Origin of the sequence: Bradyrhizobium sp. Arg816, from assembly GCF_029989365.1 — a bacterium.
Taxonomy (GTDB): domain Bacteria; phylum Pseudomonadota; class Alphaproteobacteria; order Rhizobiales; family Xanthobacteraceae; genus Bradyrhizobium.
On record NZ_JAPRAQ010000018.1, the window covers coordinates 128,351 to 145,141 of the forward strand.

General features: G+C 64.7%; 16 protein-coding genes. 10 read left to right on the forward strand and 6 right to left on the reverse strand.

Annotated elements, in window-relative coordinates; translation table 11 throughout:
* The first annotated feature begins 19 nt into the window (after positions 1–19).
* The 5 genes from OWC48_RS32960 to OWC48_RS32980 all read left to right on the forward strand — a co-directional run bounded on the left by OWC48_RS32960 (position 20) and on the right by OWC48_RS32980 (position 7,138).
* A complete protein-coding gene (locus tag OWC48_RS32960; RefSeq protein ID WP_282523717.1) occupies positions 20–1,894 on the forward strand; it encodes a flagellar protein in 1,875 nt (624 codons plus the stop codon).
* Between the two features lie 71 nt (positions 1,895–1,965).
* Positions 1,966–2,748 carry a hypothetical protein gene (locus tag OWC48_RS32965; protein ID WP_282523718.1) on the forward strand — a complete coding sequence of 261 codons (783 nt, stop codon included), beginning with the start codon at positions 1,966–1,968 and terminating at the stop codon, positions 2,746–2,748.
* Positions 2,738–4,387 carry a hypothetical protein gene (locus tag OWC48_RS32970; RefSeq protein ID WP_282523719.1) on the forward strand — a complete coding sequence of 550 codons (1,650 nt, stop codon included), beginning with the start codon at positions 2,738–2,740 and terminating at the stop codon, positions 4,385–4,387. The genes OWC48_RS32965 and OWC48_RS32970 overlap by 11 nt, the downstream gene beginning before the upstream one ends.
* A 1-nt stretch (position 4,388) precedes the next feature.
* Positions 4,389–5,642, forward strand: coding sequence for a RimK family alpha-L-glutamate ligase (locus OWC48_RS32975; RefSeq protein WP_282523720.1), 1,254 nt, complete (start codon positions 4,389–4,391; stop codon positions 5,640–5,642).
* Entirely contained in the window at positions 5,639–7,138 is a 1,500-nt protein-coding gene (locus OWC48_RS32980) for an aspartate aminotransferase family protein (protein ID WP_282523721.1), read from the forward strand. The genes OWC48_RS32975 and OWC48_RS32980 overlap by 4 nt, the downstream gene beginning before the upstream one ends.
* A 79-nt stretch (positions 7,139–7,217) precedes the next feature.
* Here the strand turns inward: OWC48_RS32980 and flbT are convergent, their stop codons facing one another.
* Positions 7,218–7,643, reverse strand: coding sequence for a flagellar biosynthesis repressor FlbT (flbT, locus tag OWC48_RS32985; protein WP_071912194.1), 426 nt, complete (start codon positions 7,641–7,643; stop codon positions 7,218–7,220).
* 323 nt (positions 7,644–7,966) lie between these two features.
* Between flbT and OWC48_RS32990 the strand changes: the two genes are divergently transcribed.
* The 3 genes from OWC48_RS32990 to flaF all read left to right on the forward strand — a co-directional run bounded on the left by OWC48_RS32990 (position 7,967) and on the right by flaF (position 12,097).
* Complete coding sequence (locus OWC48_RS32990; protein WP_282523722.1) at positions 7,967–9,580, forward strand: flagellin; 1,614 nt, start codon at positions 7,967–7,969, stop codon at positions 9,578–9,580.
* Positions 9,581–9,830: 250 nt separating this feature from the next.
* The gene (locus OWC48_RS32995; RefSeq protein WP_282523723.1) at positions 9,831–11,438 is read left to right on the forward strand and encodes a flagellin; all 1,608 of its coding nucleotides are present in this window, start codon (positions 9,831–9,833) and stop codon (positions 11,436–11,438) included.
* 290 nt (positions 11,439–11,728) lie between these two features.
* Positions 11,729–12,097 (forward strand): flagellar biosynthesis regulator FlaF, encoded by a 369-nt coding sequence (gene flaF / locus OWC48_RS33000; protein ID WP_282523724.1) that lies wholly within the window; start codon positions 11,729–11,731, stop codon positions 12,095–12,097.
* Between the two features lie 53 nt (positions 12,098–12,150).
* Here the strand turns inward: flaF and OWC48_RS33005 are convergent, their stop codons facing one another.
* From OWC48_RS33005 to OWC48_RS33020, 4 genes are all read right to left on the reverse strand, one after another.
* A complete protein-coding gene (locus OWC48_RS33005; RefSeq protein ID WP_282523725.1) occupies positions 12,151–12,513 on the reverse strand; it encodes a hypothetical protein in 363 nt (120 codons plus the stop codon).
* Positions 12,514–12,672: 159 nt separating this feature from the next.
* On the reverse strand, positions 12,673–13,170 hold the full coding sequence (locus OWC48_RS33010) for a hypothetical protein (protein WP_282523726.1): 498 nt from the start codon (positions 13,168–13,170) through the stop codon (positions 12,673–12,675).
* Positions 13,171–13,181: 11 nt separating this feature from the next.
* Positions 13,182–13,550 (reverse strand): flagellar assembly peptidoglycan hydrolase FlgJ, encoded by a 369-nt coding sequence (flgJ, locus tag OWC48_RS33015; RefSeq protein ID WP_028148518.1) that lies wholly within the window; start codon positions 13,548–13,550, stop codon positions 13,182–13,184.
* On the reverse strand, positions 13,550–14,674 hold the full coding sequence (locus OWC48_RS33020) for a flagellar basal body P-ring protein FlgI (RefSeq protein WP_282523727.1): 1,125 nt from the start codon (positions 14,672–14,674) through the stop codon (positions 13,550–13,552). Before OWC48_RS33020 ends, flgJ begins: the two co-directional genes overlap by 1 nt.
* 270 nt (positions 14,675–14,944) lie before the next feature.
* On the opposite strand from OWC48_RS33020, the gene OWC48_RS33025 reads away from it, so the two are divergent.
* On the forward strand, positions 14,945–15,358 hold the full coding sequence (locus tag OWC48_RS33025) for a flagellar assembly protein FliX (RefSeq protein ID WP_282523745.1): 414 nt from the start codon (positions 14,945–14,947) through the stop codon (positions 15,356–15,358).
* Positions 15,359–15,525: 167 nt separating this feature from the next.
* Here OWC48_RS33025 and OWC48_RS33030 read toward each other — a convergent pair whose 3' ends face one another.
* Positions 15,526–15,897: a helix-turn-helix domain-containing protein gene (locus OWC48_RS33030; protein WP_027518927.1), complete on the reverse strand. Its 372-nt coding sequence runs from the start codon at positions 15,895–15,897 to the stop codon at positions 15,526–15,528.
* Positions 15,898–16,060: 163 nt separating this feature from the next.
* Between OWC48_RS33030 and OWC48_RS33035 the strand changes: the two genes are divergently transcribed.
* Entirely contained in the window at positions 16,061–16,672 is a 612-nt protein-coding gene (locus OWC48_RS33035; RefSeq protein ID WP_282523728.1) for an NAD(P)-dependent oxidoreductase, read from the forward strand.
* The last annotated feature ends 119 nt before the right edge of the window (positions 16,673–16,791 follow it).

Consider the following 16,791-nt stretch of genomic DNA (forward strand, 5'->3'; position numbering starts at 1 on the left):
CAGTACAGGGCTCTGAAACATGTCGATCAGCAGCATCAACTACGCCTCGTCGGTCCTCGGCGCGCAGATCCGCAATATCAATCAGCAGCTCACCGACCTGTCGACGCAGCTCGCGACCGGCAAGCTGTCGCAGAACTATTCCGGGATGGGCACCAACGAGGGCTTTGCGATCGCCGGGCGCTCGCAGCTCTCGAACATCGCCGCCTATACCGACACGATCACGAACGTGAACGTCAACATCAACCTCGCCAATACCGCGCTGCAGTCGCTCACGACGATCCGCAACACGGTGCAGACCGGCTCCGCAAGCACCGCGCAGGATCTCAACGTCAACGGACAGACCGTCGCGCAGAACACGGCCGCTTCGCAGTTCGGCTCGATGGTCGGCGTTCTCAACACGCAGTCGGGCAACCGCTATCTGTTCTCCGGGACGGCGTTCAACACGCAGTCGGTTGCCAATGCCGCCGACATCATCAACGGTACGACCACGCAGGCGGGCTTCAAGACCGTCATGGCGGAACGCCAGGCCGCCGACCTCGGCACCAACGGCATGGGACGGCTGGTGCAGACGCAGCCGACGCCGAGTTCGGTCAAGGTGTCGGAAGATGTCGCGGGATCGCCGTTCGGGCTCAAGATCAAGGCGGTGTCCTCGACGCTGACCGGCGCGACCGTGACCGGTCCGAGCGGCTCGCCTGTCTCGTTCTCGGTCGATCTCAACGGCGTCAACCCGAACAACGGCGACAAGCTGAGCGTTCAGTTCACGTTGCCGGACGGCTCGACCGAGCAGATCGCCCTGACCGCCTCGACGGCCACGCCGACGCCGCTGGGCAGCTTCGCGATCGACGCGACGACCCCGGCCAACACGTCCGCGAACCTCAATACGGCATTGAACACTGCGATCACGAAGCTCGCCAACACGTCGCTTGTCGCGGCATCCGCGATCACGGCCGGCTACAATTTCTTCAACACCGCAAGCTCCGCGATCGGTACGCCCGTCAACAACCAGGCTGCGCCGCCGGCGCCGGTCAGCGGAGCAACGGCGCTGTCCGGCGCGAGCCCCTCGAATTCGATCTCGCCGGGCTTCGTCGCCGGTGACACCATCACCGTGAACGGCACCACGCTGACCTTCGTCAATTCGGGCGCGACCGGTAACCAGCTCAATGTCGGCGACAGCATCCAGACGCTGATGAGCAAGATCGACCAGATCACGGGCACGTCGAAGCCTTCGACCGTGCATGGCGGCTCGATCACGATCAACACGGACGACGCGGCGAGCCTCAACATCACGACCTCGAATGCGGGCGCACTCGGCGCGCTCGGTTTCGGCTCGACGCCGGTCACGGCGACGCAGCCGCCATTGCGCGTCGGTTCTTCACCGGCGAGTTCGGCGACGACGCTCGTCAACGGCTCGGCCAATACCGTGAAATGGTACACCGGCAATGACGGGCCCGGCTCGCCGCGCTCCACGGCGATGGCGCGGGTCGATGATTCAGTCACGGTGCAATATGGCGCGCAGGCCAACGAGGACGCGATCCGCCAGCAATTGCAGGCGATCGCGGTGTTCGGGACGTTCTCGACCTCGCCGACCAGCCAGTATGCGGGCGGACAGGTCACCGCGCTGAGCCTGCGGGTGACGCAGTCGCTGACGAAGCAGCCCGGCCAGCAGCACCTCGAGGACATCCAGACGGACCTCGCGATGGCCCAGAACACGATGAAGGACGCAGGCACGCGCCAGACCCAGGCCAAGGCGCAGCTCCAGTCCATCATCGACCAGGCGGAATCGGCCTCGCCGGACCAGGTAGCGAGCGAGCTCCTGTCGCTCCAGAACGCGCTTCAGGCGTCCTACCAGGTTACCTCGAAGCTCGCACAGCTCTCGCTCGTCAAGTTCCTGTAACGGCGCATTAAGACGCCGTTAACCGTGCCTCTTTACGTTTTGGTGAGGAGTTGAGCGGGGCAGGGCCGTCGATGTCGGACAAGATGCAGCTGGTGGTGGCCACGCCGTGCTTCGGCGGGCAGGTCTCGAGCATTTATGCGAGCTCGATCTTCGCGCTCCAGCGCGCCGTGCACGGCATGTCCAATCTCGAGCTCAAGGTGCTCTTGCGCGACGGCGATGCGCTGATCACGCGCGCGCGGGCCAATCTGGCCGCGATGTTCCTCGACGATCCAAAAGCGACCCATTTCCTGTTCGTCGACGCCGACATCGGCTTCAAGCCCGAGCAGGTGTTCCGGCTGATCGAATGCGGCGCGGATGTCGTCGCCGGCTGCTATCCGATCAAGCGGGTCAACTGGGACAAGGCGAGGCGCGCGATCGAGTCCGGCCGCGCGGATGTGCCGGCAGCCGCGCTCGATTATGTGCTCGAGATCGAGGATCCCGACCGCATCGTGGTGGTCAACGGTTTTACCCGCGTGCGCTACGCCGGCACCGGCTTCCTGATGATCCGCCGCCACGTGCTGGAGGCGATGTGCCGCCACCCCAACTATGCAGGTCTGCAATTCTTCCGCGAGCATTCGCACGACACGCTGGTGGCGAGCCAGAACCGTTTCGCTCTGTTCGAATGCATGATCGATCCGGCGACCGGCATCTACCTTTCCGAGGACTTCGCCTTCTGCAAGCGCTGGACCGACATCGGCGGCGAGATCTGGGCCGACATCGAGAGCTCGCTGGATCACGTCGGGCCGTCGGTGTTCCACGGCGACATCGCCTCGCAATTCGCAGCCGTGCTCGCGGCAGCGGCCGATGCGGCGTGAGCTTTCCGGGATGAGCGCCGGCGCATCCGGTCTGTCAGTCCCCGAGCGCACATTCGACGGCGGCTCGCGCTACCGCCTGCGCGATCTCTTCACACCATTGGACACGCTGCTCGTCTCCGGCGGAGATCCGCGGCTGGTGCTCGACGCTGGGGATCGCGTCAACGCCTATGGCTGTGCGGCCTCGCCGGAACCGGAGATCTGGAATTTCGCCTCCTCGACGGCATCGACGATCTCGCAATTTGCCTATGACCGCGCCGCGCTGGCGCGCGAAGAGCTGATGCACAGGTGCCTGTTCGACGAGGTCGAGATCGCCTTCGATGCGCGCTGCGAGGGCATGCGCGAGGAGCTGCGCGGCCATCTCCAGCTCTCGCCGCGCGTCGACGTCGTGTTCTCGCCGTCTGGCACCGATTCCCAGCTTCACGCCCTGTTCCTGGCGCGTGCGGTGCTCGGCGCGCCGCCAGTGACGATCGTGGTCGGCGCCGACCAGACCGGTAGCGGCACGGCCCATACCGCGCGCGGTCACCATTTCAGCTCCATGACGGCGAGCGGCCTTGCCGTGCGCAAGGACGGCGCGGTTGCCGGACTCGCCGGCGCCAGCGTGCCGTTGCCGCTGCTTCGGGCCGGGCCGGGCATCGCGATGCGCGCCGACACCGATGCCGCGGTGCTGGGTGCGATCGAAGCGACGATCGCGCAAGGCGCGCCCGTGCTGCTTCAGATCATGGATTCCTCGAAGCTCGGCTGGCGCGCGCCGAGCGCGGCCTGTCTCGACGAGATCGCGCGGCGCTGGCCGCGCAAGGTTCAGGTCGTCGTCGACGCCTGTCAGGCGCGGCTTGGCCGCCGCCGGCTGCGCTCCTATCTCGACCGCGGCCATATGGTGCTGATCACCGGCTCGAAATTCTTCGGCGGCCCTGCCTTCAGCGGCGCGGTGCTGGTGCCGAAAGGGTTTTCGCGATCGCTCGACCGGATTGAGGGGATTGCGCCGGGCTTCTTCGACTATGCCGGCCGTTGCGATTGGCCGACGGCCTGGACGGCGCTGCGCTCACGCTTCGAGCGCCGGCCGAATTTCGGACAATGGCTGCGCTGGGAGGCGGCGCTCGCGGAGATCGGCAGCTACTACGCCGTGCCCGGAGCCTTCCGCGTCAGGGCGCTGGCCGAGCTTGCCGCCGGCATCGACAGCATGATCGCGCTGTCGCCGTCGCTTCAACCCGTTGCAACGGCGACCGAGAAGACTGCCGGGGACGACGAGGAGTTCGCGCACGCCACGATCTTTCCGTTCATGCTGCTGCGCGACGGCAAGCCGGTCTCGATTGCCGAGACCGGCGCCGTCCATCGGGCGCTGCGGCGTGACATGAACGACGAGATCAGCGGCAGCGCGGCGGACCGGGCGGTCGCCGTCCAGCGCAGCCTGATCGGCCAGCCGGTCCGGCTGGAACGGCAGGACGACGCGCCGCAGGCCGTGCTGCGCCTCTGCGTCGGCGCCCGGCTCGTGACCGAGGCCTGGTCGCCGGATATGGCGCAGGCAAAACGCAATGTGCAGCACCTGCTCGATCGTATCGCCCATGTCCTGGTGAAGATCGAGCTGCTGCTTGACCGCGGCGCAGCCGCAACCGCGCCGGAAAAATCCGCGTTCGAGGTATGAGATGCAGCATCCAGTTTCCGCGCCGATCGGCGTGACCGTGCCGAACTGTGCCGACCGCATCGGCTTTGCGCAGCTGACGCGCCAGGCCTTCGAAGGCGTCGATCTGCAGCCACTGCGCGATCGGCTCGTCACGCGGATCACGGAAGGAGCAGCGCACGCGGGCGAAGGCCTCGACCTATCGCTGATCGTCCAGCTTCTCGGCGACAAGGCCGCGGGGCTCGCGATCCAGTCGGAGGTGCTGACCTTCCATCAATTGTTTCGCACGCCCGCTGCGGCTCCGAAGCCCGGCTTGCGCGTGCTCGCGCTAGCGGCCGATATCGACATGGGCGGCAACACGCCGATCGAATTCCTGCTCGAAGGCTCCGATTTCGAGCTGTTGACGCTCTATGTGACCAAGGATGTCGGCTTGCCTGAGACGTTGCCCGATCACGACGTTGCCATCGTGGTAGCATCCGATTCCGAGGAATGCCGGGAAACGCTGGCCCTGATCGAAAAGGCCGCGCCGCACTGGCCGCGTTCGCTGCTCAATCGCCCCGATCTCATCGGCAACCTCGATCGCGACAAGCTGCATCGTCTGCTGGCGGGCATCCCTGGTCTCGAGATCCCATCGACCATCCACGCGACGCGCGCGCAATTGACGGATCTCGCGCAGGGCCGGATCGCTTGCGAGGACATCGCCGGCGAATTACGCTTTCCGATGATCGCGCGGCCGCGCGGCACGCATGCCGGTGTCGGGCTCGCGAAACTCGACGATGCGCCGGCACTCGCGGCCTATCTCGCCGAGCGCGAGGAGCAGGATTTCTTCGTCGCGCGCTTCGTCGATTATGTGAGCCCCGACGGGCTCTACCGCAAATATCGTCTCGCGATGGTCGACGGCAAGCCCTACGCCTGCCACATGGCGATCGCCGATCGTTGGGACATCTGGTATCTCAACGCCTACATGGCGTTCAGCGAGGAGAAGCGGGCTGAAGAGGCCGTCTTCATGCTGGACTTCGACCACGCCTTCGCCGCGCGCCACAAGGCCGCGCTCGACGAGATGAGCCGGCGCGTCGGCCTCGATTATTTCATCGTCGATTGCGCCGAGAACCAGAACCGTGAGCTGCTGGTCTTCGAAGCCGACAACACCGCCGTCGTGCACAACATGGATTCGCCGGTCGTGTTTCCGTACAAGCCGCCGCAGATGCGCAAGATCTTTGCCGCGTTCACGGCGATGCTGTCGCGGCACGCAGGAGAGAGCAAGGCGAGCGCAGCATGAACGAGATCATGCGCAACGCGCAAAGCTCCGTCGCGCATGCTTCGCTCGATCCGCAGGACTGGAGCGAATTTCGCACGCTCGCCCATCGCATGCTGGACGAGGCGATCGACGGCATCGCCAATGTCCGCGCGCGGCCGGTGTGGCAGCCGATTCCCGATGGCATTCGCGCGGCATTGAAGGCCGACGTGCCGCGCGAGGCGAGCGACCTTGCCGATGTCTATCGCGAATTTGCCGAGCATGTCGCGCCCTATGCGACCGGTAACGTTCATCCCGGGTTCATGGGCTGGGTGCATGGCGGCGGCACCGCGGTCGGTATGCTCGCGGAGATGCTCGCAGCCGGCCTCAATGCCAATCTCGGCGGACGCGATCACATGCCGATCGAAGTCGAGCGCCAGATCGTCGCGTGGATGCGGCGCCTGTTTGATTTCCCGGAGAGTGCGAGCGGCATCTTCGTCACGGGCACGTCGATGGCCAATTTGATGGCGGTGCTGGTGGCGCGCACCGCTGCGCTCGGGATGCTGGCGCGGCAGCACGGCGTGGGCAATGACGGCGCGGTGCTCACGGCCTACACGTCGCAGGCTGCGCATGGCTGTGTCTCCAGGGCGATGGACATTGCCGGGCTCGGCACCGATGCGCTGCGCAAGATCGGCGTCGACGCCGATCATCGTATCGACGTCGCCGCGCTGCGCGCACAGATCGCGATCGATCGCGAGGTCGGCTTCAAGCCGTTTCTCGTCGTTGCATCCGCCGGCACGGTCGATATCGGCGCGATCGACGATCTCGAGGCGATCGCTGCGCTGTGCCGCGAGGAAGGAATCTGGTTTCACGTCGATGGCGCCTTCGGGGCGCTCGCGATCTTCTCGCCCGAGCTCGCGCCCATGCTCGGCGGCATCGAACTCGCCGATTCCATTGCGCTCGACTTCCACAAATGGGGGCAGGTGCCCTACGATGCCGGCTTCCTGCTGGTGCGTGACGGCGAGCAGCACCGGCAGGCCTTTGCGCAGCCGGCGGCCTATCTGCGCCGCGAGGCGAGGGGGCTTGCGGCGGGCGCGGTCTGGCCCTGCGATCTCGGACCCGACCTGTCGCGCGGCTTCCGCGCGCTGAAGACCTGGTTCACGCTGAAGACGTTCGGCACCGACAGGCTGGGCGCGGTGATCGCGCGCAGCTGTGCGCTGGCGAAATATCTGGAGACGCGCGTACTGGCGGAGCCGCGGCTGGAATTGCTGGCGCCGGTGAACCTCAACATCGTCTGCTTCCGCTACCGCGCCGACGATGCGGTCAATCGCGAGATCGTCGCCGATGTCCAGGAGTCCGGCGTCGCGGCGCCCTCGAGCACGACGCTGGACGGCAGGTTCGCGATCCGCGCTGCCATCGTCAATCACCGTACCGACGAGACGGACATCGACGCGCTTGTGGCTGCGGTGCTCGAGTTCGGCGCGCGGCGCGCCGGCGACGGTCTGATCGAGGTCGAGGCGCCGCCGCTGGCGGCGCCGTGACCAGGAATGCAGTCGAAACGACAACGGCCCCGGAGATGATCCGGGGCCGTTGTCATTTGGGCAGGCTGATGCGTGCCGATCAGGCGGCCGAGCTGACGTCGCCCTTGGGATGCGTCGCTTGGTACTGGTCCCTCAGCTTCTCTTCATAGGCGATCAGCTTGCGGGCATCCTTCAGCGCCCGGTAGAGATCGCCGCTCATGATGTTGTTGTTGATGCTTTCGATGATCGGCCAGGCGCTCGGCACCGCGGTGACGATGTCGCGCACCAGGTTGAAGTAGGTGCCGTGCTGGCTCTGCGGATCCGGCGAGATGTACATCAGCTGGACGGCGAGATAGACGAGCTTGGCCGGCGTGTCGGCGGTCTCCGGCGTGAGGATGTCGCGCTCGCGCAGGATGGGCACGTTGTCGCCGTCGATCAGGAGGCGGGCGCGCTGGTCGGTGTTGGTGATCACCGAATTGCCGACGATGATGCGTTCGTGCGGTTTGAGCTCAACCTTGAGAGCCATGCCTGTTCTCCATCAACCCTTTTACAACGATCCGTCGCGGCGTTCGTGCGATGAGGGCGATCGTTCGTGATTTGGAGCCGATCCTTGCGCAACATGGTTAACAGGTCGTAAACGACGGGGTCGGGGACGGAAAATGCAACAATTTCAAGGCCGGTAGCGGCATTTCGAGGCGTCTGCCGCGGCCTCGAAGGGGGCTTTCAGCGTCGCGGCGGAAAAAGTGCGGCTTTCATTTCACGGATTGTTAGAGGCTTGGACGCACGGTCCGGCGGTCGTCTGATCAATTATGGTCAGATAGGACGCGTAGCTACCAGAAAGGTAACAGTATGTCCGTCGTTCTCTCCGCATCGGTTCGCCAGAACCTGCTCTCCCTCCAGTCCACCGCCGACCTCCTCGCCACCACCCAGTCCCGTCTGTCGACTGGCCGCAAGGTGAACTCGGCTCTGGATAATCCCACCAACTTCTTCACCGCCCAGGGCCTTGATAACCGCGCCAGCGACATCGGCAATCTGCTCGATGGCATCGGCAACGGCGTTCAGGTTCTCCAGGCAGCCAACACCGGCATCACCTCGCTGCAGAAGCTGGTGGACAGCGCCAAGTCGATCGCCAACCAGGTGCTGCAGAGCCCGACGGGCTACTCCACCAAGTCGACCGTGACCTCGACCGCCATCACCGGCGCGACCGCCAACAACCTGCTCGGCACCGGTTACACCAACAGCACCGTCGCCGGCTCCGTCATCCAGAACGACAACACCGGCACTGCGGCCAACATCACCGCTTCCACCCAGCTGGTTGGCACCGCGGGCGCGACGTCCGACGACCTCAGCACCGCCATCACCACCGGCTCGGTCCTGACGATCAACGGCAAGACCATCACGTTCGACAACACCGTGACCACCTCGACCAAGGACGCCGCCGGTAACTTCACCATCGGCATCAAGACGGGCGTTGGCGGCAGCACCTTGACGGTGGGCACTGTGCTCTCCGCGATCGACAGCATCACCGGCACCGGCACCGCTTCGACCGTCGCGGCTGGTAAGCTCACGCTGAGCACCGGCACGACCTCGGATCTCACGATTGCGGGTTCGGGCAACGTGCTGGCCGCGCTCGGTCTCACCGCCGGCACGACCGCCCGCGTCCCGCCCGCCATCTCGGGCCAGACGCTGACGATCGCCGCCACCGGTGGCGGCACCGCGAGCAGCATCACCTTCGGCACCGGCGCTGGCCAGGTCAACACGCTGAACGGGCTCAATTCGGCACTGGCGGCCAACAACCTGCAGGCCTCGATTGACTCGACCGGCGTGATCTCCATCACGACGACGAACGACGCGGCCTCCTCGACGATCGGCACGCTCGGCGGCTCGGCCTTTACCGCCACCGGTCCGTTCCACAGCGTTGCCGTCGGGGCTCCGGTTGCCGATCCGACCTCGCAGACCCAGCGTGCAGGCCTGGTTGCGCAGTACAACAACGTGCTCGCGCAGATCAACACGACCGCGCAGGATGCCTCCTTCAACGGCGTCAACCTGCTCAACGGCGACACGCTGAAGCTGACGTTCAACGAAACCGGCAAGTCGACGCTGAGCATCACCGGTGTGACCTTCAATACCGCGGGTCTCAACATCTCGACCCTCGCCTCGGGCACCGACTTCCTGGACAACGCCTCGGCCAACAAGGTCCTGACCACGCTCAATGCCGCCAGCAGCACGCTGCGTTCGGAAGCATCGACGCTGGGTTCGAACCTGTCGGTCGTGCAGATCCGCCAGGACTTCAACAAGAACCTGATCAACGTCCTGCAGACCGGTTCGTCCAACCTGACGCTGGCCGACACCAACGAGGAAGCGGCCAACAGCCAGGCGCTGTCGACCCGCCAGTCGATCGCGGTCTCGGCGTTGTCGCTGGCCAACCAGTCGCAGCAGAGCGTGTTGCAGCTCCTGCGCTGATACGCGGCGAAAATCGTCAAACAAGGCATCGCGGCGGGGCTCTTGCCCCGCCGCTTTTCTTTGTCGGGTGACATGCTTCCGGTGCGGCGTTCCCGGGCAGCCCGGCGGATTAACGCTTCATTAACCTAACGGCTTAAAGCGCCATTAACCTTAACTTAAAGGACAGGCTCTAAAACTGGACAAAAGCTCATCTGCCAGATCGGCCTGGACTGATTCGTACAGCGTCGCGCTTCAAGAGGAAGATCCGCCAATGTCCAACATCGTTCTCTCGGCATCAGTTCGCCAGAACCTGTTGTCACTGCAGTCGACGGCCGACCTGCTGGCCACCACGCAAGGACGCCTTTCGACCGGCAAGAAGGTGAACACGGCGCTTGATAACCCCACCAACTTCTTCACCGCACAGGGGCTCGACAATCGCGCCAGCGACATCAGCAATCTCCTGGATGGCATCAGCAACGGCGTGCAGGTGCTGCAGGCCGCCAACACCGGCATCACCTCGCTGCAAAAGCTGGTCGACAGCGCCAAATCGATCGCCAGCCAGGTGCTGCAGAGCCCGACGGGGTACTCGCCCAAATCCAACGTGACGGCGGCCGCGGTCCCTGGTGCGACCGCCAACAACCTGCTGGGCACCGCCTTCACCAACAACACGGTCACGGGCAGCCTCGTCAACAATGACGACACCGGCGGCGCGGCGCCGATCACCGGCGCGACCAAGCTGGTCGGCACCGCCGGCGCAGGATCCAATGATCTGGGTACTGCCATCACCAACGGCTCGGTCCTGACCGTCGACGGCAAGACGATCACCTTCTCGACCGCGCAGACCACCTCGACCACCGACTCGTTCGGCAACGTCACGATCGGCATCGGCGCCGGCAGCAATCTCACGGTGCAGACCGTACTGAGTGCAATCGACGGCATCACCGGAGCCGCGACGGCCTCGACCGTTTCCGGCGGTCAGCTCGTGCTCAGCACCGGCACGAGCCAGGATCTGGCGATCTCCGGCTCGGGCAACGTGCTCACAGCGCTCGGCCTCTCCGCCGGCACCACCGCCCGCGTTCCGCCCCCACTCAGCGGCAAGACGCTGACGATCGGCGCGACCGGCGGCGGCACCCAGACCAGCGTCACCTTCGGCTTCGGCGTCGGGCAGGTTTCCACGCTCAATCAGCTCAATGCGGCGCTGGCGTCGAACAATCTGCAAGCGACGATCGACCCGACGGGTCATCTCAATATCGTGACCTCCAACGATGCGGCTTCCTTGACGATCGGCGCAATCGGCGGCACGGCCGCGGCGAGCGGCCAGCCCTTCTATGGTCTGATCGCGCAGGCGCCCACCGCGGACCCGAATTCGCAGTCGACGCGCGCTAATCTCGTCGCGCAGTACAACAACGTGCTCGCGCAGATCAACACCACCGCGCAAGACTCCTCCTTCAACGGCGTGAACCTGCTGAACGGCGATACGCTCAAGCTCGTGTTCAACGAAACGGGACGTTCGACGCTGACAATTCAAGGCGTGACGCTCAACGACGCCGGCCTCAGCCTTGCGCCCTTGAACCAGGGCGTTGATTTCCTGGACTCGAAATCGGCGAACGCCATTCTGACTTCGCTCAACTCGGCCAGCACCACGCTGCGTGCCGAGGCGTCGACGCTCGGTTCGAACCTGTCGATCGTGCAGATCCGTCAGGACTTCAGCAAGAACCTGATCAACGTGCTGCAGACCGGCTCGTCGAGCCTGACGCTTGCGGACACCAACGAGGAAGCGGCCAACAGCCAGGCGCTCTCGACGCGCCAGTCGATCGCAGTCTCCGCGCTGTCGCTCGCCAACCAGTCGCAGCAGAGCGTGCTTCAGCTCCTCCGCTAAGCGCGACGCTGACGTAGACGATGAATCATTCAACGGCGAAGCCTAGGCTTCGCCGTTGTTTTGAGCGAGATCGCTAACTGTCGATTAGCTCAGATCAGCGCATGATGGATGCAATCGTTTACAGTGCGCGCACTCGGATTTAGCCTTGAGGTGAAGGTGGATGCCGCGACCAGTAATTGTCCGGAGATCGTCGGCACTCTCACGTAAGCAAATCTTAAGCGGTGCTGCCTAGGGTTGGGAAAGAAATCCTTAAGCCTGTACAACGGGCGAGGAAACCTCCAGGGTGATCGATGTCGAGTTCTGCTGCTTCGGCCTACGCGCGTGTAGCCACGACCACTGCGTCTCCTCGCGATATCGAGGCGCAGACGCTCCTGAAGGCCGCCAACAAGCTGCAGGACGCCATCAACAGCGCCGATCCCTTCAACGAGCAGACGACGCAGGCGTTGATGTTCAACCGCAAGCTCTGGACCATCTTCCTGAGCGAGGCGATGCGCGACACCAATCCGCAGCCGCTCGACGTTCGGCAGAAGATCGCCAACATCAGCGTGTTCGTGCTGAGCCAGACTGCAGCGCTGCTGATGAGCCCGCAGCTCGATCACTTCCGCCCACTGATCGAGATCAATCGCAATATCGCCGCCGGTCTTTCGGGACGGTCGTAACGCGACCGGTTCGAACGACCTCGATACGGCCGCCGCGACCCGTGGCGTAAACGTCAGGCGCTGCGATCGGTGCTGAGTGGACGCGGGGGCTCGGACTTCATGTCCAGTGCGTGGAAATAGGCCCGGCGCCGCAGCATCGCTTCGTCCGGAAACTGATCGACAACCGCATCGGTCCGTTCGTTCACGACCTGGAACACGAAGGACGCGGCGGGCTGGTTGAAAACGACCTGGCGTGAAACGCTATCGCTGGTGCTCTGCAAATCATTGCGCGCAGCTGCGCTGGTATTGCTCGCGGCGACCGTCTGGCTCACCGGCAAATCAGTTTGCACGGCCTCGTTCGCCGCCGCATTGGACGTCGTTATGATCTGCACGGGGGCCGGTATCCCCACCGGCCTGATGCTGAAATCTGTACTCATGGCAGCCTCCTGGTTGCCTCGTCTGAGTCAAATCCCAACCCCTCTCAATACGCAACCATGGAACACCAGGATTGAAGACCGGGTAAGCAAACGTGCCTAACCGCGCGACGATATCGCCGCGCGGTTTTTCGTAAAATTGCAGGGAGTTTTCGCGCGCGCTCAGAGCGAGCGGCTGACCGCGAGCGGGGTGATGTGGCGTGGGCCCGGAGCCGCGCGGCGTCCCGCCGCCGTGTAGGTGTTGGGCACGTTGCGCTTCTGGATCTCGGCGTTGACGCCGCGCAGCACGCTCTCGGAGACCGCGTGTGCGGTCGCGAGCACGGTGAGATTGACCTGGAGCATCGCGCGGAACGCATCGTGGTGCCGATGCAGCGTCGAGAGCAGCTCGGGTGCGGATTTCGCGAGCTGGGCCTGGTTCGTCTTCAACTCGCTGACGGCGCTGACATAGTTTCGCGACAGCTCCTGCTTCTTGCTCTCGAGCGTCATCGCTTCGCGGACCTGGCCGGCGCGGACGAGTTCGGTCTCGCGCTCGACCAGTCCGAGCAGGGCGTTCATCGCATCCATCAGCTGCTCGGCGACCTTGCGCGCCTCGGCGTTGCCGGGTGCGGTGTTCGGGCGCTGCGCTTGCACCGACTGACGTGAGGCGTTGAAGTGGTTCATCTCGGTTGACCTTATGCCGTGCGGATCGTTTTCGCCTGCTGCATGATGAGGGTGCGGTAGACTTCGGTGGCGACACCGACGCCGCCGGCCTTGGCGAAGTTCTTGGAATATTGCTCGGTCAGCATCGAACGCCACACGCCGGTGCCCGGGGTGTCGCCGAACGGGCCTTCGCCCTTCAGGCCCGAGGTCATCTGCGAGAACATGCTGTTGAGGAACATCGCCTCGAAATCGGTGGCGGTCTTCTGCGCCTTCGACTGCTGCTGCGGCGAGACCTTCTGCAACGCGGCGGCGAGCTCGAAGTCGGGCCGGCCGTTGCGGCTCTCCACCGAGAAGGCCGAGGAGGTGACGACGTGCGGGGTGTTGATCATGCTGGTCTGCATCACATCACCTCGATGTCGGCTTCGATCGCGCCGGCGGCCTTGATCGCCTGGAGGATGCTGATGAGGTCGCGCGGGCCGATGCCGAGGCCGTTGAGCCCGTCGACGAGCTGCTGAAGCGAGACGCCGTCCTTGACGACGGCGAACTTCTTGCCGTCCTCGACGACGCTGACGCCGGTGCGCGGCGTGACCACGGTGCGCCCCCGTGACAGCGGGTTGGGCTGGCTGACCTGGGGGCTCTCGGAGATGGTGACGGTGAGGTTGCCTTGCGCCACCGCGACGGTGGCGACGCGAACGTCGCGGCCCATCACGATGATGCCGCTGCGTTCGTCGATGACGATCTTGGCGGCGAGATCAGGATCGACCTGGAGCTGCTCGATCTCGGTGAGGAAGGCGACGACGTTGCCCTTGAACTCCGGCGGGATCGAAAGCTGCACCGTCGAGGGATCGATCGGTTCGGCGCTCTTGACGCCGAGATAGTCGTTGATCGCGGCCGCGATCCGCTTGGCCGTGGTGAAGTCGGCGTTGCGCAGCGCGAGCCGCACGTTCGGTAGCCGATTGAGCGCGAACTCGATCTCGCGCTCGATGATGGCGCCGTTGGCGATGCGGCCGACGGTCGGAACGCCGCGCACGATTTTCGCCGCTTCGCCTTCGGCCTGGAAACCGGAGATCGCGAGCGAGCCCTGTCCGACCGCGTAGACATTGCCGTCGGCGCCGAGCAGGGGCGTGACCAGCAGGGTGCCGCCGCGCAGATCCTTGGCGTCGCCCAGCGCGGAGACGGTGACGTCCATGCGCGTGCCCTGGGTGGCGAAGGCCGGCAGATTGCCCGTGACCATCACGGCGGCGACGTTGCCGGTGCGGATGGTGGCGCCGCGGATGTTGACGCCCATGCGTTCGAGCATCGCTTGCAGCGACTGCTTGGTGAAAGGGATGTTGTTGAGCGTGTCGCCGGTGCCGTTGAGGCCGACGACGAGGCCGTAGCCGATGAGCTGGTTCTGCCGCACGCCCTCGATATTGGCGAGGTCCTTGATGCGCGATGTCGCGCTTGCAGACGTGACCGAGAGCGCCAGCGCTGACAGCGCGGCGCAGGCCACCCCAACAATCCTCACCCAACGAACGCCTGGCATCCTCTGCTCCCCGAGGCTCCTCAAATCTCGGACCATCCACGACACTCCCATGACGAGCTGGTCCGACGCTTTCCTTGCGAGTGCTGTGCCAACGCGGGGCAGCGGGGTTACGCGATTGAATAGGTTGAATAAACCTGTTTCCACCGGTGTCAGGGAGCGTTCTCCCTGAGGAGCGAAACTGCCGCCTGTCGGCAGATTTTGCCGGGCCGTTTACGCGCCGTTAACCATAAGACGGCGAAGGTGACGGCATCGATCACCCGGATTCCCGCGATGCGCATCTACGGACCGAACGGCACCACGCTTGGTACGCCGGCCAGCCAGGCCAAGCGGACGAGCTCCGGCACCTTCGTGCTGCCCGACACCTCGTCGGCGCAGGAGACGCGGGGCGCTGCTGCACCGAAGGCCGCCGCGAACATCGACGGGCTGCTCGCACTGCAAGGCATCGAGGAAGATCCGGTCGAGCGCCGCAAACGCTCGGTCGCTCGCGGCAGGACCGCGCTCGACGTGCTCGACGATCTCAAGATGGGACTACTGTCCGGCAATCTCGACGCCTCGACCGTGATGCGGCTGCGCGATGCCGCGGCGAACCTGAAATCGTCCTCGGGCGATCCTGGTTTGGATTCCGTGCTGTCCGAGATCGAGCTGCGCGTCGAGGTCGAGCTGGCCAAGGCCGGGCAGGCTTAGTCAGGTTTAGCAGGCTGTCGTCGCCCGGCTTGACCGGGCGACCCAGTATTCCAGAGACAGTCATTGTTGAATCCAGAGGCCGCGGCGTACTGGATGCTCCGGTCAAGCCGGGGCATGACAGCGGAGTTTGGAGCGGCGTGCGAACAGCTTGCTCCAGACTTTGCCATTCACGCCGCTTCGTCCTTCAACTGCGCGTCGTAGCGGCGCTGGGCGGCGAGCACGTCCTTCAGGTTCTGCTCGGCCCAATCGCGCAGGGGATCGACGGCGGCCGCGAGCGTCACCCCGAGCTGCGTGATCGAATATTCCACCGTCACCGGTACGGTTGCGATGGCGTGACGCTTGATCAGGCCGTCGCGCTCGAGCGACTTGAGAACCTGGCTCAACATCTTCTGCGAAATGCCTTCAATCGTTCGGCGCAACTGATTGAAGCGCATCGGCTCCTCGCGCAGCAGCAGCAGGATCAGCACCGCCCATTTGTCGCCGACGCGGTCGAGGATCTGGCGCGTGGGGCAGTTCGCTGCATAGACGTCTGGCTTCATCGTCAACTCCTCGCGATCCGTTTGGCCCCTTGCCGGCTCGCGGCCGGTGACGGGTCCCGGTTACTCTTGCGTAATCAGGTAAGCACAAAGTGCTCTCTTAACACCAGCATCCTTTGCGATATCTAGTAACTGTTAGTTACCAAAAGAAGCAAAGGAGCCTTCCATGAAAATCGCAGTCGCCGGCGCCTCGGGCCGGGCCGGGTCGGAGATCACCAAGGAACTGTCGCGTCGCGGCCATGCGGTCACGGCGATCGCCCGGAACCCCGAGAAGATCGCGACCCTGCCGAACGTCACGTCCACCAAGGGCGACGTGCTCGACCAAGCTGGCCTTGCCAGGCTGTGGGCCGGACATGACGTCGCCGTGAGTTCCGTGCACTTCCTCGCCAGCGACCCGCTCAAGCTGATCGGCGCGGCGAAGGCGTCCGGCGTCGGTCGCTACCTCGTTGTCGGCGGTGCCGGCAGCCTGGAAGTCGCTCCCGGCGTCAAACTGGTTACAACCCCCGGTTTTCCCGCCCAATACAAGGCCGAAGCGGAGGCGGGCGGGGCTTTCCTTGACCTGCTGCGACAGGAAAAGGACCTGAACTGGACCTTCATCTCGCCGTCGGCCCTCTTCATCGAGGGCGAGCGAACCGGCAAGTTCCGGCTCGGCACCGATCAGCTTCTCGCAGATGCGAACGGGAAAAGCTGGATCAGCTTCGCCGATTACGCCATTGCGCTCGCCGACGAGATCGAGCGGCCGGCCCATCCGAAGCAGCGTTTCACGGTCGGTTACTAGGCCTTCGGCCGCCCCCGGGCTCTCCAGGATAAACCTTCCTGTGCAAGGGCTTGGGGGCGCTAACCGAACGATCAGGGAAATATTGTCTGTCACATGAGGCCACTATATAAGCCCGGCTT